Annotated in this window: 20 protein-coding genes and 1 pseudogene; 10 read left to right on the forward strand and 11 right to left on the reverse strand. The window is 69.3% G+C overall.

Going from position 1 to position 23,590, the window contains the following annotated elements; translation table 11 throughout:
- Nucleotides 1–95 precede the first annotated feature (95 nt).
- Nucleotides 96–701 carry a cadmium resistance transporter gene (locus tag AB0C62_RS36605; protein ID WP_362980729.1) on the reverse strand — a complete coding sequence of 202 codons (606 nt, stop codon included), beginning with the start codon at nucleotides 699–701 and terminating at the stop codon, nucleotides 96–98.
- A 329-nt stretch (nucleotides 702–1,030) separates the two neighbouring features.
- On the opposite strand from AB0C62_RS36605, the gene AB0C62_RS36610 reads away from it, so the two are divergent.
- Complete coding sequence (locus tag AB0C62_RS36610; RefSeq protein ID WP_362980731.1) at nucleotides 1,031–1,255, forward strand: hypothetical protein; 225 nt, start codon at nucleotides 1,031–1,033, stop codon at nucleotides 1,253–1,255.
- Between the two features lie 132 nt (nucleotides 1,256–1,387).
- Here AB0C62_RS36610 and AB0C62_RS36615 read toward each other — a convergent pair whose 3' ends face one another.
- The gene (locus AB0C62_RS36615) at nucleotides 1,388–3,664 is read right to left on the reverse strand and encodes an arylsulfatase (protein WP_362980733.1); all 2,277 of its coding nucleotides are present in this window, start codon (nucleotides 3,662–3,664) and stop codon (nucleotides 1,388–1,390) included.
- A gap of 113 nt (nucleotides 3,665–3,777) precedes the next feature.
- Here AB0C62_RS36615 and AB0C62_RS36620 point away from each other — a divergent pair, with 113 nt between their 5' ends.
- Complete coding sequence (locus AB0C62_RS36620) at nucleotides 3,778–4,734, forward strand: formylglycine-generating enzyme family protein (RefSeq protein WP_362980735.1); 957 nt, start codon at nucleotides 3,778–3,780, stop codon at nucleotides 4,732–4,734.
- 51 nt (nucleotides 4,735–4,785) lie between these two features.
- On the opposite strand, the gene AB0C62_RS36625 is transcribed toward AB0C62_RS36620, so the two are convergent.
- Together AB0C62_RS36625 and AB0C62_RS36630 are read right to left on the reverse strand one after the other, a co-directional pair.
- A complete protein-coding gene (locus AB0C62_RS36625) occupies nucleotides 4,786–5,655 on the reverse strand; it encodes an IS5 family transposase (RefSeq protein ID WP_362980737.1) in 870 nt (289 codons plus the stop codon).
- A gap of 137 nt (nucleotides 5,656–5,792) precedes the next feature.
- Nucleotides 5,793–6,749 carry a redoxin family protein gene (locus tag AB0C62_RS36630; RefSeq protein ID WP_362980739.1) on the reverse strand — a complete coding sequence of 319 codons (957 nt, stop codon included), beginning with the start codon at nucleotides 6,747–6,749 and terminating at the stop codon, nucleotides 5,793–5,795.
- 1,662 nt (nucleotides 6,750–8,411) lie between these two features.
- On the opposite strand from AB0C62_RS36630, the gene AB0C62_RS36635 reads away from it, so the two are divergent.
- The 5 genes and pseudogenes from AB0C62_RS36635 to AB0C62_RS36655 all read left to right on the forward strand — a co-directional run bounded on the left by AB0C62_RS36635 (nucleotide 8,412) and on the right by AB0C62_RS36655 (nucleotide 12,561).
- Nucleotides 8,412–8,750 (forward strand): MerR family transcriptional regulator, encoded by a 339-nt coding sequence (locus AB0C62_RS36635; protein ID WP_362980741.1) that lies wholly within the window; start codon nucleotides 8,412–8,414, stop codon nucleotides 8,748–8,750.
- A 934-nt stretch (nucleotides 8,751–9,684) separates the two neighbouring features.
- A complete protein-coding gene (locus AB0C62_RS36640; RefSeq protein WP_340471040.1) occupies nucleotides 9,685–9,888 on the forward strand; it encodes a cold-shock protein in 204 nt (67 codons plus the stop codon).
- A gap of 325 nt (nucleotides 9,889–10,213) precedes the next feature.
- Nucleotides 10,214–11,707, forward strand: coding sequence for a DEAD/DEAH box helicase (locus AB0C62_RS36645; protein ID WP_362980743.1), 1,494 nt, complete (start codon nucleotides 10,214–10,216; stop codon nucleotides 11,705–11,707).
- Nucleotides 11,708–11,752: 45 nt separating this feature from the next.
- A pseudogene (locus AB0C62_RS36650) lies at nucleotides 11,753–12,133 on the forward strand (CBS domain-containing protein); the annotation flags it as partial.
- A 119-nt stretch (nucleotides 12,134–12,252) separates the two neighbouring features.
- Complete coding sequence (locus AB0C62_RS36655; protein WP_362980745.1) at nucleotides 12,253–12,561, forward strand: SCO5918 family protein; 309 nt, start codon at nucleotides 12,253–12,255, stop codon at nucleotides 12,559–12,561.
- A gap of 104 nt (nucleotides 12,562–12,665) precedes the next feature.
- On the opposite strand, the gene AB0C62_RS36660 is transcribed toward AB0C62_RS36655, so the two are convergent.
- Together AB0C62_RS36660 and AB0C62_RS36665 are read right to left on the reverse strand one after the other, a co-directional pair.
- On the reverse strand, nucleotides 12,666–13,025 hold the full coding sequence (locus AB0C62_RS36660) for a hypothetical protein (RefSeq protein WP_362980747.1): 360 nt from the start codon (nucleotides 13,023–13,025) through the stop codon (nucleotides 12,666–12,668).
- A 141-nt stretch (nucleotides 13,026–13,166) separates the two neighbouring features.
- On the reverse strand, nucleotides 13,167–13,727 hold the full coding sequence (locus AB0C62_RS36665) for a hypothetical protein (RefSeq protein ID WP_362980749.1): 561 nt from the start codon (nucleotides 13,725–13,727) through the stop codon (nucleotides 13,167–13,169).
- Nucleotides 13,728–13,946: 219 nt separating this feature from the next.
- Between AB0C62_RS36665 and AB0C62_RS36670 the strand changes: the two genes are divergently transcribed.
- Nucleotides 13,947–14,774: a hemolysin III family protein gene (locus tag AB0C62_RS36670; RefSeq protein WP_362980751.1), complete on the forward strand. Its 828-nt coding sequence runs from the start codon at nucleotides 13,947–13,949 to the stop codon at nucleotides 14,772–14,774.
- A 525-nt stretch (nucleotides 14,775–15,299) separates the two neighbouring features.
- Here the strand turns inward: AB0C62_RS36670 and AB0C62_RS36675 are convergent.
- Nucleotides 15,300–15,683, reverse strand: coding sequence for a hypothetical protein (locus AB0C62_RS36675; RefSeq protein ID WP_362980753.1), 384 nt, complete (start codon nucleotides 15,681–15,683; stop codon nucleotides 15,300–15,302).
- Nucleotides 15,684–16,126: 443 nt separating this feature from the next.
- A complete protein-coding gene (locus AB0C62_RS36680) occupies nucleotides 16,127–18,049 on the reverse strand; it encodes a PP2C family protein-serine/threonine phosphatase (RefSeq protein WP_362980755.1) in 1,923 nt (640 codons plus the stop codon).
- A gap of 719 nt (nucleotides 18,050–18,768) precedes the next feature.
- Between AB0C62_RS36680 and AB0C62_RS36685 the strand changes: the two genes are divergently transcribed.
- Both AB0C62_RS36685 and AB0C62_RS36690 read left to right on the forward strand, forming a co-directional pair.
- A complete protein-coding gene (locus AB0C62_RS36685; RefSeq protein ID WP_362980756.1) occupies nucleotides 18,769–19,374 on the forward strand; it encodes a dihydrofolate reductase family protein in 606 nt (201 codons plus the stop codon).
- 132 nt (nucleotides 19,375–19,506) lie between these two features.
- Nucleotides 19,507–19,761: a DUF6479 family protein gene (locus tag AB0C62_RS36690; RefSeq protein ID WP_362980757.1), complete on the forward strand. Its 255-nt coding sequence runs from the start codon at nucleotides 19,507–19,509 to the stop codon at nucleotides 19,759–19,761.
- Between the two features lie 99 nt (nucleotides 19,762–19,860).
- Here AB0C62_RS36690 and AB0C62_RS36695 read toward each other — a convergent pair whose 3' ends face one another.
- The 3 genes from AB0C62_RS36695 to AB0C62_RS36705 are packed head-to-tail and all read right to left on the reverse strand — an operon-like array spanning nucleotide 19,861 to nucleotide 23,350.
- Entirely contained in the window at nucleotides 19,861–20,646 is a 786-nt protein-coding gene (locus AB0C62_RS36695) for a phosphatase PAP2 family protein (protein ID WP_362980759.1), read from the reverse strand.
- Nucleotides 20,646–21,599 carry a YihY/virulence factor BrkB family protein gene (locus tag AB0C62_RS36700; RefSeq protein ID WP_362980761.1) on the reverse strand — a complete coding sequence of 318 codons (954 nt, stop codon included), beginning with the start codon at nucleotides 21,597–21,599 and terminating at the stop codon, nucleotides 20,646–20,648. Before AB0C62_RS36700 ends, AB0C62_RS36695 begins: the two co-directional genes overlap by 1 nt.
- Nucleotides 21,599–23,350 carry a diacylglycerol kinase family protein gene (locus AB0C62_RS36705; protein ID WP_362980763.1) on the reverse strand — a complete coding sequence of 584 codons (1,752 nt, stop codon included), beginning with the start codon at nucleotides 23,348–23,350 and terminating at the stop codon, nucleotides 21,599–21,601. Before AB0C62_RS36705 ends, AB0C62_RS36700 begins: the two co-directional genes overlap by 1 nt.
- Nucleotides 23,351–23,590: the final 240 nt, after the last annotated feature.

The raw sequence follows: 23,590 nt of genomic DNA on the forward strand, positions 1-23,590 counted from the left end.
CAGGTGCCGCCCTGGCCGCCTTCGATGCCGAAGACGCCCCCGGACAGGCCAGGGTCCGCATGGAGGGCGGGTGCTGCGGCCGTGCGCAGCGGGCGTCACAGGCCGAAGGCTCCGCCTTCAATGAGGATGAGCAGGCCGATCGCGATGAGGACCAGGGGGAGCAGGATGTGGCCCCAGCGGGCGAGGGCTCTGGCGATGACGGGGCGGGTGGCGAAGTACCGTCCTGCGAAGCACCACACCGCGACCAGGACGAGGAACACCACCGCGTAGACGGTCATGCCACCGAGGCCGGCCGCAGTGAAGACGGGCACGTAGACGCCGATGTTGTCGCCGCCGTTGGCGAAGGTGACCGCTGCGACCTCCAGCGGGCTGGGCCCGCCCTCTCTCGCCTGAGCCTCCTGTTCGTCCCCACCACCCTCGCGGTGGTTCTTCCACCCCCGCCAGGCAGCCTTGAGGCCGAGCGCGAGGGGCAGCAGACCGAGATAGGGGATTGCCGACTCGGGCAGGAAGGTGGCGCCGAACGCGGCGGCCACGGCCACGGCCAGGATCGCGGTGAAGCCCAAGTACTGGCCGAGCACGATACGCCGGGTCGAGCCCGGGCGGCCGGCCCCTTGAGCGAAGAACAGTGCCAGTACCAGGATGTCGTCGATGTTGGTGACGGCGAACAGCCCGACGGCCTGCCCGATGATGCCCAGGTCCACGAGTAGGTGCCTCTCCTTCGGTACGGGTGGCGCTGGGGACGCTATCGGGAGCCCGCGCCGCGCTTCGCTCCGGCCTGAGGATCAGTACTGTCGCTGCTCGTGAGAGCGGCAGGCGCGGTAGGTGAGATTGCGGCGATGAGTCAGGGCCCGGCACCAGAGCGCGGACCCCGGGCCCTCTCACCGCGCGCCACCGAAGGTTGGACTCGGATCCGGCACACGACGCCTGTCCAACCTGCGGGAGTCCGTGAAACGCACGGCCGGTCCAGGGTGGCGCTCCCTAGCTGCACCGCTGACTGGCCCCACGAGCACGCCGGGGGCAGTCTGGAGCGGTGACCGGTGCACCGATCGTCGTCCACCGGCCGTCACCCTCGGGCGGCCGGCGCGTGAGCGTGCACCGGCACGGCCGCGACGAGATCCTCGGGACCGCCTACAGCGATCACGATCTGGTCGTCTTCCTGGCAGCCGCGGGCGTCCAGGATCCCGACGGCATCCTGGACGACGGTGGCTGGATCGAGTGGCGTGGCGGTCGCGCGCACCAGTGGAGCGCTGCCTGAGATCCGCCCCACGCCCCCATTACCCCCTTACCCCACGGTGTCGCGGACGGTCGGGCTCGTGAGGGGGCGGCTAGGCCGTGTTTCAGGAAGCAGCGGTGTCCTCTCTGGGCTGGTGCGGCTGGCGTGGGGTCATTAGCCGGTGATTTCGATGGTGAGTTTCTGCAGGTGGCCGGTGAAGGGGTTGGCGCCTTGGTATGCGGGGGTTACGGGGCTTCCGGTGTTGCGGCCGATGTCGAAGGTCTCGGTGGCGGAGTAGCGGGCCGGGACACTGTGCTGGATGCGGCTTTCGGCGGTGGTGCGTCCGTCGACGGCGAGGCGGATGATGCCGCCGGAGCCGAGTTTGTCGTCGTGGTCGGACATGAACTCCAGACCGACCTGGATGTCGCCGGCGGGCACGGGGCTGGGGGTGGTGACAGTCCAGTGGGCGCGGTCGAAGAAGTTGTAGTGGTGGACAAGGCGGCCGTCGTCGTCGAGGTAGAGGCTGTAGCCGGCTCCCCGGCCGCCCTGGGTGACGAGGACGCCTCGGGCGCCGCCGTCGGGGACGGTGAGGTGGGCGGTGATGCGGTGGGAGCGGGGGTAGAGCTTGGGTGCGCTGCCCTCGGGGACGCGGGTGGTGCCCGGGTAGTAGGTGAAGACGGTGCGGCCGCGGGTCATGGAGGGCCGCAGCGGGTCGTTGGCCCGTTCGGCGAAGCGGTCGTCAAGGGGATAGACGTTGTTGTCCCAGGCTTCCTGGTCGAAGAGACGCTGGTACTCCTCGACCTTGTCGGGGTGGCGGGCGGCGAGGTCTCTGGCCTGGGAGAAGTCGGTGGACAGGTCGTAGAGCTCCCACGGGTCGTGGTCGAAGTCGCCCTGCTTGCCGATCAGTTGCCAGGGGACGCCGTGGCGGGCCGAGGCGATCCAGCCGTCGTGGTAGAGCGCCCGGTTGCCGCCGTGCTCGAAGTACTGGGTGGTGCGCCGCGGCGGGATCTTCGCGCTGGGCCAGCTGTAGGCCATGCTGACGCCGTCCACGGGCAGCTGTTCGATGCCGTCGACGTGCGTGGGGGTGGGGATGCCTGCGGCGTCCAGGATGGTGGGCAGGATGTCGATGATGTGGTGGAAGTGCGGGCGGACGCCGTCGGCGGGGATGCGGCCGGGCCAGGACATCGCGGCGAGGTTGCGGGTGCCGCCGAAGTGTGAGGCGACCTGCTTCATCCAGGCGAACGGGGTCGCCCCGGCCCAGGCCCAGCCGACGGGGTAGTGGTTGTCGTGCAGACGGCTGCCCAGTTCGTCGATCTTGGGGAGCATGAAGTCCACGGTGTCGGGGAGGCCGTTCATCGCGGCGACGGCGTTGACCGTGCCCGCCGGCCCGCCCTCGGCCGAGGGCCCGTTGTCGCCGACGACGAGGACGACCAGGGTGTCGTCCCTGATGCCGAGTTCGTCGAGCACGCCCAGGAGGCGGCCGACCTGGTCGTCGGTATGGGTGACGAACCCGGCGAAGACCTCCTGCATGCGGGCGAACAGCCGCTTCTCCTCCTCGGGCAGGGAGTCCCAGTCGGCGATGCCTTCGGGCTTGGCGGTGAGCTCGGTGTCTGCGGGGACGATGCCGATCGCCTTCTGGCGTTCCAGGGTGAGTTCCCGCTCGCGGTCCCAGCCGTGGTCGAAGGCGCCCTTGTACCTCTCGATGTAGGGCTTGGGCACGTGGTGCGGGGAGTGCAGCGCCCCGGTGGCCAGATAGGCGAAGAACGGCTTCTCGGGGGCGAGCGACTTCTGCTGGGTGATCCACATGCGGGTGCGCTCGACGAGATCCTCGGTGAGGTGGTAGCTCTCGTCGGCCGGCGGCTCGACAGGCGTGGTCTGCTCGTACAGTTGCGGCTCCCACTGGGAGGTCTCCCCGCCCAGGAAGCCGTAGAAGTACTCGAAGCCCAGGCCGGTGGGCCAGCGGTCGAAGGGCCCGACCGCGCTCGACTCCCAGTCGGGGGTGTTGTGGTTCTTGCCGAACCAGGCCGTGGAGTAGCCGTTGGCGGTCATGATCGCGCCGATCGAGGCGGCGCTGCGCGGCAGGGCGCAGTTGTAGCCGGGGTAGCCGCTGGAGCCCTCGGTGATCGTGCCGAAGCCGACCCGGTGGTGGTTGCGGCCGGTCAGCAGTGCGGCGCGGGTCGGTGAGCAGAGCGAGGTGGTGTGGAACTGGTTGTAGCTGACCCCGGTCGCCGCGAGGGCTTCCATGTGCGGGGTCGCTGCGGGGCCGCCGGAGACGGACGCCTGGCCGAACCCGATGTCGTCGAGCAGGATCAGCAGTACGTTCGGCGCTCCCGCCGGGGGTCCGGCCGGCTGCGGGTAGTCGGGGGTGGAGTCCTGGTAGGTGCGGCCGATGTGCCCGGTGAACGGCGGGTCGGGGTAGGGGATCGCTGTGTCGGCCGTCGCGTCGGTCATGGCTGTCCTCCTGCAGTCGCCGAAAATTCGAAATGACATTAGGCATATAACGGTCACATGCCTGGAAGGCGTGGCGGCAGTCGGCCGGGCAACCCGGCTCGGATCATGACCGGATGGACGAGACCACCACCGCCCCGAACCCGCCGGCCCCGCCCGGGCCCGCATCGCTGGACATGGTCTGGATCCCCGGCGGCATCTTCCTGATGGGCAGCGACGGCTTCTACCCGGAGGAGCGCCCCGTCCATCCGGTGGCGGTGGACGGCTTCTTCCTCGACGTCCACCCCGTCACCGTCGCCGCGTTCCGCCGCTTCGTGGACGACACCGGCCACGTCACCGTGGCCGAGCGCCCCCTCGACCCGGCGCTCTATCCCGGCGCGGACCCTGCCCTGCTCGTGCCCGGCTCGCTGGTGTTCCGACAGACACCCGGCCCGGTGCCGCTGGACGACTACCGGCGCTGGTGGGCGTACGTCCCCGGCGCGAACTGGCGCCACCCCGAAGGCCCGGGCTCCGTGGTGGACGGCCGCGAGGACCACCCCGTCACCCACGTCGCCCACGAGGACGCCCTGGCCTACGCCGCCTGGGTGGGCAAGGACCTGCCCACCGAGGCCGAGTGGGAGTACGCCGCGCGCGGCGGCCTGGAGAGCGCCGCGTACGTCTGGGGCGACGACTTCGCTCCCGGCGGCCGCCGGATGGCCAACACCTGGCACGGCGACTTCCCCTGGCGGGCCGACACCCCCACCGGCCGTCCCGGCACCACCCCCGTCGGCCTCTTCCCCGCCAACGGCTACGGCCTGCACGACATGGCCGGCAACGTCTGGGAATGGACTGCCGACCACCACAGCATCCGCCACCCCGCCGCCCCCGCCACGTCCTGCTGCATCCCCCGCAACCCCCGCGTCGAGCACCGCCCGGACGGCGGATCAGAGACCTTCGCCCACCGCACCATCAAGGGCGGCTCCCACCTCTGCGCCCCCTCCTACTGCCTGCGCTACCGCCCCGCCGCCCGCCAAGGCGAGAGCGAGGACACCTCCACCTGCCACCTCGGCTTCCGCTGCATCCAACGCCCGTGAACCGCCAGGCCCGCAGGCCCCGCAATCCCAAGCCGGATCGATCCCCACCGGTCAGAGCCACTGCTGAAGCGCCGCGACGTGGACCGTCGCTTCGAACCGGCAGGCCAGCTTCTCGTACCGGGTGGCGACGGCACGGTGCTGCTTCAGCCGACCGATACCGCATTCCACCGCGTGACGCGCCTTGTAGTCCTCCCGGTGAAAGGCCGGTGGACGCCCACCGAAGCGGCCCCGCCGCCGACGGTTGCCGACCTGGTCGGCGGGCTCGGCAATCGTGCACCGGATCCCACGCCTGCGCAGGTAGGCCCGGTTGAAAGCCGACGAGTACGCCCTGTCCGCCCGCACGCGTACCGGAGTCCTGCGCGGCCGCCCTGCCCCGACCCTGGGCACCCGGATGGCTTCCAAAACCGGCACGAACTGCGGGCTGTCACCTCGCTGACCTACCGTCACCAGCAGCGCCAGCGGCCTTTGACCCTGCTCGCACGCCAGGTGGATCTTCGTGCCGAACCCGCCCCGGGACCGGCCCAGCCCGTGATCGTCCGGCTCTCGGACCACTCCGCCCGGCGGCTCCTTCTGCCCAACCCCGTCCCGCGGTGCGCCGGCCGCGTGCTGATGGGCCCGGCACACCGTCGAATCGACACCCACCTCCCACGAGATGAGCCCTGCCGCATCCGCTCTAGCCTGCAACAACGTCAGCGCCCGCGCCCAGACACCCTGGCGTTGCCACCTGCGGAACAACCCGTAGACCGTCTGCCAAGGACCGTACTCAAGGGGAAGATCACGCCACGGAGCACCGGTCCGCACCCGCCAACGAACCCCATCCACCAACCGCCGCCGGTTCTCCGATCTCCGGATCACACCCGCCGCAGGCAACACAGACTCCAATACCGCCCACTGCTCATCAGACAGATCCCCACGCCCCACACCGAGATCATCACGCCTCAGCAACCGCGGGGATCCTCAAAACCTAAAACACGCCCTAGGTGCCCGGCGATGGGCGACTGGCGTTGCTACCTGCGGCGGAGCAACCCCGCGCTGCCACAGCTGCGCCACCGAGCTGTCTACAGGGGGTTGTCCCGCAGCCAGGCCAGGACCTGGTCGGCGTGCTCGTTCGGGGGGAAGATCGGATAGAAGGCGTGCTCGACCACGCCATCACGGATGATCAGAGTGAGCCGCTTGTAGAGCGTCAGCCCGCTTGTCTCGAACGTGGGCAGGCTGAGTTTCGCAGCCAGGCTCCGGTCAGGGTCGGAGAGCATCTGGAACGGCAGTTGGAGCCGCTCGACGACCTCTCGCTGGTAGTCGGTTTCCTGGCTGGAGAGGCCGAACACGCTGTCTGCGCCGGCGGCGAGAAGATCCTGGTGGTGGTCGCGGAAGCCGCATGCCTCGGGGGTGCAGCCGCGGGCCCCGGGGATCGAGTCCCAGCCGTCGGGCAGGTCGACGCCCGGGCGTCCGGTGAGCGGGTAGACGTAGATGACAGTGCGGCCTGCGCCGAGCGCGTCGAGGCGGACGGCCGTGCCGCCGGTGCCCCAGAGTTCCAGGTACGGCACCTTTGTGCCGGGCAGGTGAGCAGCCGCGCCGTCGTCCTCGAGGACGGGCAGGTCGGCGGGCAGGCTCGTGAAGTCGGTCATCAGGTCCTCTCCTTCGTCGGCCGGTGAGACGTGGCTGCCGCGGTGGGCGGCCTGTTGCAGGTGTGCGACCAGTACCGCCCGGCGGGCGGCGAGTCCCTCGATCCGCTGGGTGAGCTCGCCGATCGCGTCCCGGTAACCGGCCAGCGAGGCCGGACAGCCGTCGGCGTGTCGGTGGCCGGCGGTGAGACAGTCCAGGAATGGGCGGGTGCGCTCAACAGGAATTCCGAGACTGCCGAGCGCCCGGATCTCCAGCGTGAGTCGTACGTCGTGCTCGTTGTAGTCCCGGTAGCCGTTGGCCAGCCGTCCCGGCGTGAGCAAGCCCAGCGATTCGTAGTAGCGCACCGCTTTCGTTGTCACGCCTGCCCGGCGGGCCAGCTCACTGATCTGCATGCCTCTCACCTCGAAGAACGCTAAACCTTGCCCCTGAGGGTAAGGTCAAGTCGGGTTGAGGTGGGAAGTGCTGCCAGCCCGCCAGGGGCCCCTCGCACGTGGTGCTGTGGGCGGGTGCCCGGCGCCGCGCGAACACCCGCTACTCCACAGCCAGGTACCGACAGGTCGCAATACTGCCCTCGGCAGCGTGACCGAGTCCGGACACCAACGCTTCTGCTGATGAAGACACCCACTGGGGCCTTCTCCAGCAATGCCTCCGCGACGAGGAACTCACCCTGGAGGTACGCGCGGCAGGGTCACGTCCTGCTTCTCGTCGACTTCCTGGACCTTGGCCAGGAAGGTGAAGTAGCTATGTCGTAGCTGCTCTCGCGCCGGACGATCCTCCAGACGCCGTCCCGCTTCTCGACCTAGTCCAGGAAGCGGTTGTGGGTGGTCGCTCCCAGTTCGAGGGCCACGTTCTCGGCGACGATCTTGGCGTTGGTCTCCACGAAGGCCCTGTCGCTGTTGAACGTGATCGAGGGGGGTGCCCACTAAGTGCTTGTTGCGCAGGTCGGAGGCGCCCATACGGGCCGAGCCCTCGACGAAGGTGGCCAGGCCGTCGAACCAGGTGATCGCGATGGTTGCGCCGGGGTGGAACAGATCGCCGAGCAGCCCGGGCTGCTGTCCACGGGCGGACGAGGACATCGCCTCAGCGGCGCTGGCGTTTCGGGCCCATAGGAGGATGCCAAGGGCGACAGGAGAACTACTGTCATACTGCCTGTCCTCCTCATCGCCGTCGTGGTCGTCGCCCAGCCGGCCGCGGTGCACTGGTACGTGCGGCGTCGGCTCGTCCGGCCACCCCCGCCAGTCCCTGCGCTGTCCGCTGCTTCACGGCCGACTTCGGCTGGCCTGTTCGAGCCCGATTACTTCCTCACCAACGACACGGAAATCTATGTTGGCTGGAGTAGACATTGGTTGATCGGCTGGCTATGGTTTCTCTCGTAGTCGAGATCAGCGGGGCCCGGCAGACACGAACTGTCGGGCAGTGTCACGCAGTAGCAGTTACAAGGACGGTGCGGTGGTGGAGCTTCGAAGCCAGGTTGTCGCAGGTCGGCGACGGGGCTGACGGCCGGACCGGGTGGCCTGCGGTGATCAGGGGCCGCCACGAGCAGGACCGCGATTGAAGGTGTAGTACCCGTTAGTGCCGTTCGCGGTATCCAGCAGTGAAGGTAGGTGAGTGGTACCTCGGTGAAGGCGTCGGCTGCGGGCGCGCGCATCGGGAGGTTCGGCAGTGGGGTTCTAAGCCAGAGCGGTAGTTGCAGGACGGGCGACGGGGCTGGCTGCCGAAGAGTGACGCTTCCGCAGGTCACCGAGCAGTTCGCATCACCAGAAATAGACAGCGCCTCCCGAAGGCGCTGGATCAAGAGGGAAAGAACGGAGGAGCCGAGCGCCATCAGGATCGCCCGGGTGGAATGACTGAGCCCGGGTACCGCAGGACATCGATAGTGAGGTGGTCTCCGGTCGAGCAACCGCGATCCCCGCGCACCCGACAGCAGTCCCGTCGGGCCCGCGGAAACAGAAGGCCGGCGCAGTACCAGGGCCGGCAGATGGTGTAGCAGTTCCTTCGGGGCCCTGGCACAAAAGGTGCCAGGGCCCCTCCACGCGTTCCATGAGACGGGTGCAATGACAGCAGACGAATCGCTCAACCGGCTTGACGATGACGACTACCCCGCCTACACCATGGGCCGGGCCGCCGAACTCCTCGGCACCACCCAGGGCTTCCTCCGCGCGATCGGCGAGGCCCGCCTGATCACCCCGCTCCGCTCGCCGGGCGGCCACCGCCGCTACTCCCGCTACCAGCTGCGCATCGCCGCCCGCGCCCGTGAGCTCGTCGACCAGGGCACACCGATCGAGGCCGCCTGCCGCATCGTCATCCTTGAAGACCAGCTCGAAGAAGCACAGCGCATCAACGCCGAGTACCGGCGCGCCGCGGGATCGGCGGATGCGACGGCCGCGGCCTGAGACAGCTGCGTTCGGCAACGCGGTCGTGCGCCGGTGCGCGGGGTGGAGGCGCCTATCGGGAGCCGCCGCTTAGGCGGAGCTTCAAGGCTGTCATTCGTCATACGCGAGAGAACGGGATACTCGGCGACCGCGCCCATGGGTCCTATCCGCCCGGACCGGACCTTGCTGCCGTCCGGCCGCGCGTGCATGGCCCGGATCAGGAATCGGGCCCCGTGGAGGGTCCACGCATGACCGAGCGGACTTGCCCCGGCTTCGACCCCGTCCGCGTTGCGGCCCGCCAGGCCTGCAGCATCGCAGAACTCCTCGACGTGATGTGCGAACAGGACCGCAACGACGGCCCGCCCCCGCACGTATCTTCCCCCTGGCCAACGGGCACCTGCTCATCCTGGACTGACCGGCCTGGAGATACTGCGACTCCAGCGGCCTCACGGTCCTGCTGACCGCCCTGACCTGGTCGGCATGCTGATCGGTCCTCTCCTCCCGATCAGGGGCCGCGCCGGAGCCATGTCCCCGGTCTGCCCCTTCTGAACAGCCAGGTCCCCCAATCGCCTGTAGGCCGGCAGCGGTGAGGTGACATCAGTGGTGGTGCGTTTGCCAACTGCGTTGCAGCTGACAACCCCGCTCTCCTTTTTTGGAACGCTGCACTTGAAGTGCGCCAATATCTGTGCTCGTCAGCTGAGAGTTTGCCGGACCGTGTGGTGAGGGTTTTTGCGTCAATGAGTGGAGTGGAATTTCTTAACCGGTGGAGGCCGTTGCGGCGTGCTACTGTCCATCTCAGTTGCAGTTGTGGTTCCCAAACTTCAAGTGCCCTTCCCGGCTTCTGTCGGGGAGAGCGCTTTTGTATTTCCGGTCATTTCCGGGTGGGGCAATCATCGCGGCGACACGGTGCCCGCACGGTGCGGACACCGGTGTACTGCCCCAAAGGAGATATGACATGGCTGCTGGTACCGTGAAGTGGTTCAATGCGGAAAAGGGTTTTGGCTTCATCGAGCAGGACGGTGGCGGCGCTGACGTGTTCGCCCACTTCTCGAACATCGCCGCCCAGGGTTTCCGTGAGCTGCTCGAAGGCCAGAAGGTGACCTTCGACATCGCGCAGGGCCAGAAGGGCCCGACGGCCGAGAACATCGTTCCGGCCTGACGCACTCGTGTAGCTGGGGCCCGCACCCCTCGGGGTGCGGGCCCCAGCTACACGTTTTTTCCCGCAGTGGTCCGCCCTGCTGGACGGCTCGAAGTATCCGCATTCTCAAGCGGCTACTCCTTCAGGATGCAGACTCATCCTGAAAGCTGCACCGACCCGGCGTCCGAGACTTTACGTCCCCGCCGCGTCACCTATTTCAGCATTTACGTTGCCGACGGATTACCGTCGGCCGGATTTGCTTTGCCATCGGTTCATACCTGTAATTCCGTGCTGCTCATCGCTTGCGGGAATTCCTTGATATGTGCCACATCGAGGAAGGTTCCGCATGAATCGCACACGTACGAACGACCGCTCGCCCCGCACCCGTAATGGCAGTGCCGCCGCAGGCAGGGCCGCCGGACGCTTCGGCTCGCCGGCACCGGGCCGCTCCGGCGGCCCTGCCCGTTCCGGTGGCTACAGCCGCCGGCCCGCCGCGGTGCAGGGTGAGTTCGCGCTCCCCAAGACAATCACCCCCGCGCTGCCTGCCGTGGAGAGCTTCGCTGATCTCTCCATGCCCGCGCAGTTGCTGGCCGAACTCGGCAGGCAGGGCGTGAGCGTGCCGTTCCCGATCCAGGGCGCGACGCTGCCGAACTCCCTCGCGGGCCGCGACGTCCTGGGCCGTGGGCGCACCGGTTCCGGCAAGACCCTCGCCTTCGGCCTCGCCCTCCTCGCCCGTACCGCCGGACAACGTGCTGAGCCCCGCCAGCCGCTGGGGCTGATCCTGGTCCCGACGCGTGAGCTGGCGCAGCAGGTGACCGACGCGCTCACTCCGTATGCCCGGTCCGTCAGGCTGCGGCTGGCCACGGTGGTGGGCGGGATGTCGATCGGCAGGCAGGTGAGCGTGCTGCGCGGCGGGGCCGAGATCGTCGTAGCGACCCCGGGCCGGCTCAAGGACCTCATCGACCGCGGCGACTGCCGGCTGAACCAGGTGGGCATCACGGTGCTGGACGAGGCCGACCAGATGGCCGACATGGGGTTCATGCCGCAGGTCACTGCGCTCCTCGACCAGGTACGCCCAGACGGCCAGCGGATGCTGTTCTCCGCCACCCTGGACCGCAACGTCGACCTGCTGGTGCGCCGCTACCTGACCGACCCCGTCGTGCATTCGGTCGACCCCTCGGCCGGTGCGGTCACAACGATGGAGCACCACGTCCTGCACGTCCACGGCGCCGACAAGCAGGCCGCCACGACGGAGATCGCCGCCCGCGACGGCCGCGTGATCATGTTCCTGGACACCAAGCACGCCGTCGACAGGCTGACGCAGGACCTCCTCAACAGCGGTGTACGGGCCGCGGCGCTGCATGGCGGCAAGTCGCAGCCGCAGCGCACCCGCACGCTGGCGCAGTTCAAGACGGGGCACGTCACTGTCCTGGTGGCGACCAACGTCGCGGCGCGCGGAATCCACGTCGACAACCTCGACCTGGTCGTGAACGTGGACCCGCCGACCGACCACAAGGACTACCTCCACCGCGGCGGCCGCACTGCCCGGGCCGGCGAGTCCGGCAGCGTCGTCACCCTGGTCACACCGGGCCAGCGCCGTGGCATGGTCCGCCTCATGTCGGACGCCGGGATCCGGCCGCAGACCACTCAGATCCACTCGGGCGACGAGGCCCTGCACCGGATCACCGGCGCCCAGGCCCCGTCCGGCATCCCGGTCGTCATCACCGCACCGGTGGCCGAACGCGCCAAGCGCGGCGCCACCTCCCGAGGCCGGCGCCGCCCCTCCTCGACGGGCCGGCGCGCGGGCGCACGCCAGACCGCCTTCGATGCGGCGGCCTGAACTTTGGTGATCAGGAAGCTGACCCATCTCTTCAGGAGGCACCTTTTGACGCTGGTTCAGATGCAGCCCCGCCCGGCGAGCGCCGGCCCCGTGCACGCCACGCTGGTGGTGGCTGATGTCATGGATGCGACCGGACCGCAGGTCTGTGACGACATGAGCGTAGAGGTGGCGCTGTCCGTCATGGCCGCCGCCCGCACGGGCCGGCTGGTCGTCTGCGACCAGGACGGCCAGTGCACCGGTCTGGTCACCCACACCGAACTCACCGCGATCCGCGACAGCTCCGCCTACACGGACCGCGTCCGCCTGCGCGACCTCCTTAGCGACCACGGGGCGTTCACCTCACCCGTGACCACGATGGCCGAGGCTGAGCACGCGATGCGCGCCCGCCGGCTGGGTGCCCTGCCGGTGGTCGACGAGCGAGGCAGCGGCTGGGTGCCCTGCCGGTGGTCGACGAGCGAGGCAGCGCTCTGGGCGTCCTCGCCCTTTCCTGCTGAACCGTCACACCCTGGCCGACCCGTTATCCCTCTTTCTCTCTGTGAGGTCACATGCGCTGCGTCATCGCCCGCTTCCCCTTCGAGCTCACCAAGGCCGGAGTGCTGGAGTCGATGAAGGGCATCAAGCCGGAGCCGGGCTCTGGCGAGTCCGTGATCGTCGGCCGCCGCCACTACCCCGTCAAGCAAGTCGGCCAGGTCGTCACCCGCCAGGACCGCCGCGATTTCACCGCCGCCGAGGTCCTCCGCGCGATGACGCAGCTGGGCTTCACCTGCCGCACCCTGCCCAAGACCGCACCCGTACGCGTCCTCAGCTCCCTGCAGCACGCTTCCGCGATGCTCGGCACCCCCGTGTCCGCGTGACCGGCTAGGTGCGCAGCGAACCGACATCAGGACAGCAGGCTGAGCCCGAGCCCACGGGCGCCGGGCCAAGCCTCCTTGTAGCGGATTCGTGTCGCAGTGATCGTTCAGTGGTCGGAATAGCTGAAGTCGCCCATGGTCCAGGCGCTGACATCGGCGATCGCGACGCGGTACATGCCGCCCGTCTCGGGGATTCCGACGGTGCCCTGCAGGATGCGGGCGACGTGGAAGTGCAGGTGGGTGGGTGGTTCGTCCCTCTTCGCGGGGGCGGCGAACACGCTGGAGAACTGGCCCAGGCGGGCGGAGTCTGTCAGTACGTCCGACACTCTCTGCCTCCACACTGCTTCGGGAGCCAATCGGCCGGTGATGACTGCACCACCGGTGACCACGGTCAGGGACATCTGGTTGCTCTGCCCGGACTCCACCAGGGCGGCGACGGAAACGAGCAGCTCGTCAGGCTTGGACATGAGGCAGATTATATTGGCCGGCCACCCGGGCCCTTCACTGCAGGCAGCTCTGAGGCCTTAATCCGTCGGTTGCTGCACCACAGAGCCGCCCGCACGGCGTCGAGGTGCCTTGGGCATGTCGTGAACGCATCGCAGACAACCTCAGACGCTTGTCCAGGCGTCGAGGAAGGCCTTGCGGCCGGCGGGATCGTCGGACCTGCGGTCTGCGTGCAGGACGCGCCAGGCGGTGAGCTCGAGATCTCTGAGCCAGAGCTCGCCGATGACCTCTGTTTTGAGGTCGGGGAAATCGTCGGACTCGACGAGGGCCTGACCGATCACTTCGCTTGCTGCGAGGCGCTGGGGCGGGGTCATCTGGTCGACGGCGGAGAGGATCTGCCGGGCCAGGGCAGTTCCGTCTCCGGTCAACGATCGCAACACCAGGGACTTGATGTTGGCGGGCAGCAGATACGCGGTGCCCGACGACCTCCACAGCTCCGACCAGAAGCGCTCTCCCGCCTTGGTGGGGGCAGGCAGCGCGGCCAGCAGCCCGAGGAGATGACCGGTGGCGGCGTAACCGTCGGAGTGGGCGGCTGCGACGACGGCGATGCCGGCGACGCGCTCCACGTCGAGATGGCCCGCCTCAAGATGCGGAGCCAGACCCAGCTGGTGTTCCAGCTGGGTCGTGAGGGGCGTGGATACGTGGGGTCGGACCTCAGGAAGCATCGACGATCCTTGCGCGTAGGCGGGCCCAATGCCCGTTCGGAAACCCTGATCGTTCCCACGACGGGCTGGTCTATTCGGCTCCGGCAGACCCGATTGACGCCAGGATCAACGAGGATGCAGTACGAACCGTTGCGGACAACCAGGCCGTTAACGGTGAGCGCGGGGTTCGCGAGCGCCCTCCCCAATTACCGTCCGAGTGTCACCTTCTAGCATGCCTTCATGATCACCGGTGATGCCCAAGAGTCCGAAGGAGGACGCGAAGCAGTGTCACGCGACGCCGCTGAAACCGAAAACATCCATGTTTCCTCAGGGCGTGGAGAGGGTCGTGAAGGCGGGCGGTCCATCGGATCGCAAGCCGACGAAGAAGAGCACGCTCACCCGGTCGCGGCGTTGGTGGAGCGTGCGTCCGACCTGGTCGAGCCGATCAAGCCGAAGCTGCGTGGCTGGCTCCATGCGGGCATGGTCCCCGCCTCGGTGGCCGCCGGCATCGTGCTCATCTGCCTGGCCCCCACCTCACAGGCAGCCGCGGCCTGCGCCGTGTACTCGGTCACCGCCTGGCTGCTCTTCGCAACGAGCGCCATCTACCACCGCGGTACCTGGGGGCCGCGCGGCGAGGCGATCCTGCGGCGTCTCGACCACGCCAACATCTTCCTCATCATCGCCGGCACCTGCACGCCCCTCGCGGTGGAACTCCTCCCGGCGGGACAGCGATCCCTGCTCCTGTGGATCGTGTGGACGGGTGCGCTGGTCGGCATCGCCTTCCGGGTCTTGTGGGTGGGAGCCCCACGTTGGCTCTATACCCCGTGCTACCTGGCTCTTGGGTGGGCACCGGTGCGTTACCTGCCCGACTTCCTGCACAACGGCGGAGCGGCCGTACTCACCCTGGTGGTGGCCGGTGGGCTTCTCTACAGTGCGGGCGCGGTCGTCTACGCCCTTAAGCGCCCCGACCCCTCACCGGGCTGGTTCGGCTTCCACGAGGTGTTCCACGCGCTGACCGTGGCAGCCTTCACCGCGCACTACATCGCCATCTCCCTGGCCACCTATTGACCGTGCTGGCTGCCCGGGACGCGAGAGCGTTCCGGGCGGATGTCGCCGCGACCAGCGGAGGCGACCGGCGTAGCGGCCACCGGCCGACTGGTTCCCTCCGCGGATCACGGCCCCTCAACACCTCGGGCGTGAGGGCCCGAACCCCGGGCAGCTTCGGGCCCTGACGCAACTCACGCACCCTGTTTGCGCGATGGCTGTGTCAACGAACGCCGTAGCCGCTGGACGCGCCAGAAGCGGCATACCGCGCAATTCCAATAGCGCTTCCCGCCAACTGGGGCCGCGGACGGGACGGCCTCCCCGTGGGACCGGGAGGGATGGCTCGGGCTGGACGCGTTGGCGGACGTTGTCGCGGGGGACCGAACGTCGTCTGACGGTCAGTGGCCGAGGGGCAGGGAGTCGGCTGCATGGGCGATGACATTGCCGTTGGAGCAGTCGTTCTCGTGGTGGCCGGTCCAGTTGGTCGGGGCTGGCCACCGCGCGCCCTATTGCCTCGGGGCCAGGCGTAGCGCTCACCCGGGCGGGCGGCTACGAAACTGTGGTGCGGAAGAGAGACAGCAAGTTCCGGGCCGGCGGGGCTTCCGGGTCGAAGAACTGCGTGGCCAGAGTCGCTGGAACAGCCGTGCCGTGCATGCGGACCTCGTGGCAGGTGAAGCAGAACGCCGCCTCGAACAAGGCCAGGTCGAGAGAGTCGTCGTACGCCCGGACGCTCCAGCCGGGCCAGAAGCCGCAGCGGTGCTGCGCACTGCCGGGCAGACTCTCGATCAGGGTCAGGGCAGCGGCTGCTTCGCTCCCGGTCCAGTGAGCAACCGTCTTGCCTGGGTAGGCGACGTCCCGCTCTGTGGGCAGGCCGGAGATCTGTACGACCTGAATCAGCACGGTGGCGGCAACGGCTTCGGCGGGGAGCTGCATGTGCGCAGTCTGCCTCCCGGGTCGGCGTCTGGGTACCAGAAGGGCGGTCGATGACGAGTGAGCCGGCAGCTCGAACAGATGCTGGTGTGCCCTGCTCCAGGCGATCGCCGGGGCCGACGCCGGCGATACTCTCGTGAGCGGGCAAGTGATCTGTGAGGACGAGCACTTGAGCCTGGCGAGCACCAGCAGGCTCGACCAAGTGATCGCCTGATCCGGGGCCCTTGGCGGGTACGCCCGGGCCGAGGCACAGACGGCCAACGTGGGCTCTGTCTGTCGGCCACGTGGTGTCGGAGGATCGGCGAGAACGCATGACCGCCACAGGTCCGACGTGGCGGCCTTGCACATGCTCCTCGTCGCTCCAGCGCCACTGGTTCGGTCCTGAGCCGGGCTCGGATGGGTTCCTCGGGGATGTGGTGGTGAGGGTTGTCTGACCGGGAGAGGGTTCACGGGCCGACTCGGGGCGCGATCGCGACAAGGGCGATGTCGTCGGTGAGGCGAAGGGTCCACTGCTGCGCGTCGGCCACCAGCGAGCTAAGCAGGCGAGACAGGTCACCGGCCGGGATGTCCAGCAGGCGCGGTAGGAGGGGGTAGAAGTCGCCGGACGCGTTGCGGGCTTCGCTCAGGCCGTCGGTGGAGAGCAAAAGGACGGTGCCCGGCTGGAGGGGCACGGAGGTGGGGGCTGGTCTGGTGTGCTGGTGGAGTGCGGCGAAGCCCAGTGGCAGAAGGACGGGGAGGTCGACTTCCTCGGCCCGCTGTTGGCCGAGGAGTACGGGTGGGACGTGGCCGCAGTTGAGGACGCGTACTTCGTCGCTGTGGTCGTGGTGTTCGAGCAGCAGTGCGGTCGCGAAGAGTTCGGTGTCGTTGCGGGCAGCAGCGGTGCGGGCGACGTGGCGGTCGAGGTGGGTGGCCAGTTCGGTGAGGTCCGCGGTGTCGTGCACGCGGCTGCGGAAACAGCCCAGAACGTCGTTGACGATGCGCAGGGCATCCAGTCCTTTCCCGCGGACGTCGCCGAGAAGGATCCGGGTGGTGTGGTCGGTTCGGGCGACGTCGTAGAAGTCGCCGCCGATTCCGGAGTCGGTGGTCGCCGGACGGTACAGGCACGCGAGCTCGAGGTCGCCGACGTGTTCGGGCGGGTGCCGCAGGACGGCTTGCTGCAGTGCGGTCGCGCCGGCGATGGTGCGGGCCAGGCGCTCGCTCTGGCGCCCGCGGATCCACACGGCGATCCCGACGATGACGCCGGTGAGGACGAACACCGCCAGGGACAGTGGCCGCTGGGCGTAGCGGGGCTCGCTCAGCAGCGTGACCAGGACGTACTGGACTGCTGCGGCGCCGGCGACCGCGAGGGCGACTGCCGAGCGTCCGAGCAGCACGGCGGCAAGGGCCAGGACGACGACCGTGATCCACAGCAGTTGGCTGATCGTGGCGACGCGGGTGGCGTCGGTGATGACCGTCTCGTAGGGGATGCCGGAGACCGCGGCGCCGCCCAGGACGACGGCTGCCGGGTAGGCCGCCGCGGCGACACCGCGCGATCCGGCCGGCAGGGCGGCCAGGTACTCGGTGGCCGAGGCGACCTGGGCCATGGCGATCCCGGTGCCGACCACCATGGCCAGTGCCGTGGCCAGGGTGGTCGCGAGGACCGGCTGGTGGTGGGGAAGCGTCGACATCAGTGCGACGCTGACCGCTGCGAGCGTCAGCCCCAGAGCGGAGGCGGTGCGTTGGGTGACGGCGTGCCGCAGGCAGACGAGTCCGGCCACGACAAACCCCGCACCGAAGCCCGCGAAGGCGATCAGGCCGGCCGCCTGCCCTGCGCCACGTTCGCTCAGCAGGACCAGGAGCACCGTCGCGAGCGCGGACTGCCCGAAGCCCCAGACCCCACCGGCGGTCACCGCCGCCGCGACCGGTGCGTGCCGCTTGGTCGGCGCCGCGGCGTTCCTGGGTCTCCTTCGGAGCGGCCAAGCGGGCCACTCGCCGCATGAGCAGGCGAACAACACCGTGAGTGCGAGGGCCAGCAGCACCACCACCTGGGCGTCGAGCCAGTTGCGCAGCGGGGTGGCTTGCAGGCCGGCTCCCAGCACGACGACGAGCACGGAACGGATCGCGAACCGTTCCGGTGCGGGACGGGGCCGGGGTGGCGGGCCTGTCAGCGAGCGCAGTCGTAACGAGGCGATGAGCAGTGCCAGGCACAGCAGGACCGGCACCGACTCGCCCGCCCGCCAGCCGCCGACTCGCTCGGCGATCAACGCCAGCCCGACGCCGGCGATCAGAGCCGCGGCCAGGGCGGCGAAGGCTCCCGCCACTTGGTGGCGGATCCGGCCCGTCAGTTGCGCAACCGGCACCGAGGCCAGAAACCCCACGACTGCGGCCATGACGGCAGCGCTCTGCAGCAACACGCCGCCCCAGTAAGCCCAGACGACCGGCGCGGCAGCCAGCCCGACCCCTCCCGCGCAGGCGGCGGTCAACCCAACCAGAGCGACACGGCGCGTGCCCCACACGTCAGTGGCCCGTCCTCCCGCCAACACCCCGGCCAGAGACGCGGCAACCACCAAAATCTGCGTTGCCGCCCGATCCGTGGCGTCCATCCCCAAGGACGAGCCGGCGCGCACCAACGTGGCGCTGTGCAGGGTCGGGACAAGCAGCCCCAGCGCCACCCCTGCCACCAGCACCAGCCGCTCGAGCAACCTCAAGCTGTAGCCCGTCACATCACTGACCCGTGCAGCTGACACTGCCGCTACCACCTCCACACCCGCGTCCCTGAACCACGTTCATCAGACACCAGACGCGGGTCTGGGCTGGTCATTGAAGCCGCCGCGGAGGGAGGCAACGGCCCGAATGTTCCGCGATGAGAACGCCACTGTGCGGCGTTGAGAACGCCACCGTCTGCCAGGCTGATCCCGTCCGGCCCCAAGCCCTGGCCCTTGCGCGCAGCCGTACGGGCACCGGCGTCTCTGCACGAGGATGCCTGGTCCGACAGCACGTACCGTGCTCGTGACGGTGGACGATCCGAGGCAATGTGATGCGCCGCGGAGGCTCCGCCGATGAGTTTCAGGCGGCTGCGTCGTCTACCCGTCGACGAAGGGAGCGCGCCATGCGCAAGATCATCTTCTGTACGTTCCTGACGCTGGACGGCGTCATGCAGGCGCCGGGCGGTCCGGACGAGGACGCCGAGAGCGGCTTCGCCTACGGCGGCTGGCAGAAGCCGGTGTCCGACGACGAGGTCGGCGGGGCCATCGCCGGCTGGTACGAGGACTCCGACGCGATGCTGCTCGGCCGCAAGACGTACGAGATCTTCGCGTCGTACTGGCCGACCGCCGATCCCGAGAACCCGTTCACCCATCGGATGAACAGCATGCACAAGTACGTGGCGTCTCGGACCCTGACGTCCGTCGAGTGGCAGAACTCCACGCTGCTGGAGGGCGACACGGTCGATGCCGTGCGCAAGCTGAAGGCGTCCGACGGCGGCAACATCAATGTCGTCGGCAGCGGCGACCTCGCCCAGACCCTCATGCGGCACGGCCTGGTCGACGAGTACAAGCTGACCATCCACCCGGTGATCATCGGCACCGGCAAGCGGCTTTTTGCCGACGGAGCGATCCCCACCGCCCTGGAACCGGTCAGCGTCTCGACAACGAAAAGCGGCACTGTCGTCGCCGTCTACCGGTCGAACGGCAAGCCCACCTACGACAGCTATTAGCCAACGGGGGACGGGCGAAGGGCCCCGGTCGGGCTGGTGCCGCTCGTCCGTGGAACGGCGCCCGGGACGGCCAGACGGGTGCCGTGACCGTCGAACGTGATGATTCCCCGCCGGTAGGGGTACCCGGACCGCATGATCAATGCAGCAGAAACCACTTTGGCCGCGTCTTCCACCGGCGCCCTGTGGCTGATCGTGGCGGGAGTCGTGATCGTCGTGGGGCTCTTGATCGCGTTCTTCGTCGGCAGCCGACGCTCCGCCCGGCGTCAGATCTCCACGTCGGTGCAGGATCCAGCGCACGTGCCGCACGGTACGGCCGACCCCGCACAGCAGGGCGACGGATGGCAGACCCCGGAAGGCGACCCCGACCAGGGGCACCCGCACCGCTGACCCCGACGGACCGCTGAGCACGCGACGGCCCGGGTTGGGGGTCGGGACATACGTGGGGCGGCGGGCGCTGTTGCGCCCGCCGCCCTTGAGCCATGTGCTCTAGCGCCGTCCCGGTTCCGGTTCCGGGTGATCGTGGATGAGCTCGGGCTCCAGGCCGCCGCCGATGTCCGCGTGACCGCGGCCGGCATCGGTGCGCCAGGCTTCGAAGGCCCAGGCCGTGAGCGCGACCACGGCGATGCCGAGGAGCCAGCCGCCCACCACGTCACTGAACCAGTGCACGCCCAGCGCGACCCGGGTGAAGCCGACGCCCACCACGGACAGTCCGGCGACACACCAGCAGAACACCCTCCACGAGCGCGGCACCATGGGCAGCAGAACCAGGAGCCCGATGGCGAACGAGGTGGTGGCGGTCATCGCGTGACCCGAGGGGAAGGAGAAACCAGGGGCCTGGGCCACCGGGTCCTCCAGCGACGGGCGCGCCCGTTCCACGATCGTCTTGACCAGGAGTCCGATAACGCCGCCGGCCACGGCCGTGACGGCGGACCAGGCGGCGAGCCGCCACGCCCGGCGGTACAGCAGCCACACGGTGAGCGCGAAGACGGCCACGCGCAGCGTCGTGGGATCCCACACCCAGTCGGACAGGAACCGCAGTGTGCTCGTCCACGCCGGGTGGTCCAATGCGGTGGCGTGCAGCGAGTGCGCCGCATCCGAGTCCAGCCGGCGCAGGGGCTGCCACCGCCCCTCCACCAGAACCAGGAGCAGACCGAAGGGCACGGCGGCGACGGCCGCGACGGCGGCCGAGCCGAGAAGCCGGGCGCCGAACCTGCGGTCTGCCTCACGGCGGCGGCGCTCTCGAAGGGTGCGGACGGCGACACGCACAGGCATCAGACTCCCGGGTCGGATTGGATCGGACCGGGGCGTCGGGCCCGCGAGGCCTCCAGCTGTGCGGCGAAGGACAGTCCGAGGAACAGGGCAATGGACGTCAGATAGGCCCACAGCGCCAGCGACATGAACGCGCTGAGCGGTCCATAGATGGTGTCGAAGGAGCCGCTGATGTCCAGGTAGAGGCTGAGTACCCAGGTCAGCGCGGTCCACAGCACCAGGTACACGGCGGCGCCGAAAGCGAGCCAGGTGTAGCCGGGCTGCTGACGGCGCGGGGAGCGGCGGAAGATCGCGCTCGCCGAGATGAGGGCCAGGAGCAGCCCGAGCGGCCAGCGGATGATCTCCCAGGCGGTCTTGGCGCCTCCGTCGAGGTGATAGACCGCCACGACGGAGGACGCCAGATCACCACCGGCCACCATGATGATGAACCCGAGGCCGAGCGGGATCCCGGCGCTCAGCGACATCACGAGACCCCGCAGATACTTCTGGTAGAAGACGCGGTCGCGCTCGTTGCCGTAGATCCGGTTGGCGCCGCGCTCTATCTGGCACATCGCGGTGGTGACGTTGACCAGCGAGAACAGCAGGCCGAACCACAGGGCGACCTGCGCGCCGTCGCCCGCCTTGTGCCGGCTGCGGCGCAGCGCGTCGTCGACCACCTCGGCGCTCGGACCGGCGGCGAGCTGGTGGATCGTCAGTTCCGCCACCTTGCCGATGTTCTCGGTGTGCACGGCGGCGGAAAGGCCGACGAAGGCGATAGCGAGGGGAATCACGGCCAGCACCATCTGCAGGGCGAGCGCCCGTGAATGGCTGAACCCGTCGGCGTAGCGGAACCGGACGAACGAGTCCCGCACCAACCGCCAGCTGCCGTAGCGGCGCAGGGACACCAGCGCGTCGTCGGCGGACAGCTCCTCGCCGCTCATGTCCCGGGTCACCGGGACCTTGGTGGCCGTGCCCATTACTTCTCCTGCGACGGCAGTAGGACGGTCAGCGCGCCCGGGCGGACCTCGGCGGTGATGCGCCGGCCGGGGCCGACCGGGTCGCCGTCGAGTTCCCGTGACTGCGGGGTGTCGAACGTGATGTCGGCGCGCTTGAACGTGAAGAACTCCACCGGCACCCCCTTCCCGGAGTCGTCTCCGGTCGGCAGGGTCCGCGCGACGGTTGCGGAGGATGTGCCGGGTCGCCGCATCAGGGTGCGGACGGCGCGAATCCAGCCGCCGGGGCCCCGCGGGTCGAGGACGAGCAGGTCGAGCAGCCCGTCGTCGGGCGCGGCGTCGGGGAGCAGCGTCATCCCGCCCTGCACCGTCCCGACGTTGCCGACGAGCACCATGCGGGCCGTACGGCTGAAGGCCGGCGCGTCGTCGAGCCGGACCGTCAGGCGCATGCGAGGGGTCCGCAGTGTTCCGACACCGGCCAGGACGTAGGCGGGCCAGCCCAGGTGGGCCTTGGCGCGCGGGTCGGTGTGTTCCATCATCGCGGCGTCCAGGCCCGCTCCGGCCATGGCCGCGAAGTGGGTGGCGGGAAGGTCGTCGCCCTCGATGTGGCCCAGGTCGAGCCGGTGCGGCCGGCCGGTCAGCGCTGCTTCGAGCGCCGCCTTGGCGGAGAGCGGCAGACCCAGGTTGCGGGCCAGCAGGTTGCCGGTGCCGCTGGGGACGATGGCCAGCGGGACGTCGCTGTCGGCCATCGCGTCGGCGACCGCGCGGACGGTTCCGTCGCCGCCGCAGACCACGACGACGCTCGCGCCGTCGCGGATCGCTCGGGTGGCCTGTCCGGCGCCGGGATCGTCGGCGGTGGTCTCCAGGAAGACGGGTTCGCGGTGGCCGTGCCGCTCCAGGGTCTCCCGCAGCTCCTCGCGTGCGGCGGCGTCGGTGACGGTGGGATTGACGATCACGGCGGTGGTGCCGGCCGGGCGCTCCTCGTGACCCTCGGCGGCGGATCGCGCGGCCGGGACGGTGGCCTTGGCGGGCGGCGCCGCCACGGACTTGTCGACGAACAGGGCGCGGCCGACGATCAGCAGGGACAGACCGCCGTTGGCCATACCGCCCAGGACGTCCGTGGGGTGGTGCATGCCTCGGTAGAGACGGGCGACGGCCACGATCAGCGGCAGGAGCAGCAGCAGGCCGCCCACGACCTTGCGCCAGGGCCCCCGCATGCGCGACAGCACGATCACCGAGAGGCCCGCGTACAGAGCGGTCGCCGCACCGGTGTGGCCGGAGGTGTAGCTGGAGGTGGGCGGTGAGGCGTCGAGGCGGTCCACCTCCGGGCGGTGCCGGTCCACCGACATGGTGATCACCAGGAACACCAGCGACTGGAGGGAGACTCCCACAGCCAGGAAGACGGCCTGACGCCACATCGGGAGTCGAGGTATCAGGATCAGGGCCAGGCAGGCCAGCAGCGTGCCGATGACGACCGTGAGGGTGTTGCCGGCCTCCGAGGCGATGAACGACAGGGTGTTGAAGGTGCCCGTACGGACGCCCTCGAAGCCCTCGTTGACGTCGTCCTCGACCGTCAGCGGCCACAGGCCTTTGACGGGGCCGGTGATGAGCAGGCCGATGCCCACCATCAGGGCCGCCTGGCAGACGGTCAGCACACCGATACGCGCGGCGGTCTTGCCGGTGCCCCGGGGCAGCGTGAACGAGCGGGTGGAACGCGCGTCCTCCGCTCGGGCGCCGGTGGTCCCGGCGGATCTGTCCGGCACGGTCGTAGGCATCAGGGGCTCCCAGGGTCAGCGCTGTGCGGCTGGCTTCGACCCGGGCGGGCGCTTCCTCCCGGGTCCACCGCCGTTTGCCCCCGAACCCCTGGAACAGGCCTGTCGGCGCGTGGAAATACGCCAAACCCCTGATTCCGGCCGCGGATACGCGTCCTGGTCCGATCGAAGAGAGAGATCCGCGTGTACGCCATCGTGCGCAGCGGTGGTCGCCAGCACAAGGTTGCTGTCGGCGACATCGTT

Origin of the sequence: Streptomyces sp. NPDC048643 (genome assembly GCF_040650615.1) — a bacterium.
Lineage (GTDB): Bacteria > Actinomycetota > Actinomycetes > Streptomycetales > Streptomycetaceae > Streptomyces.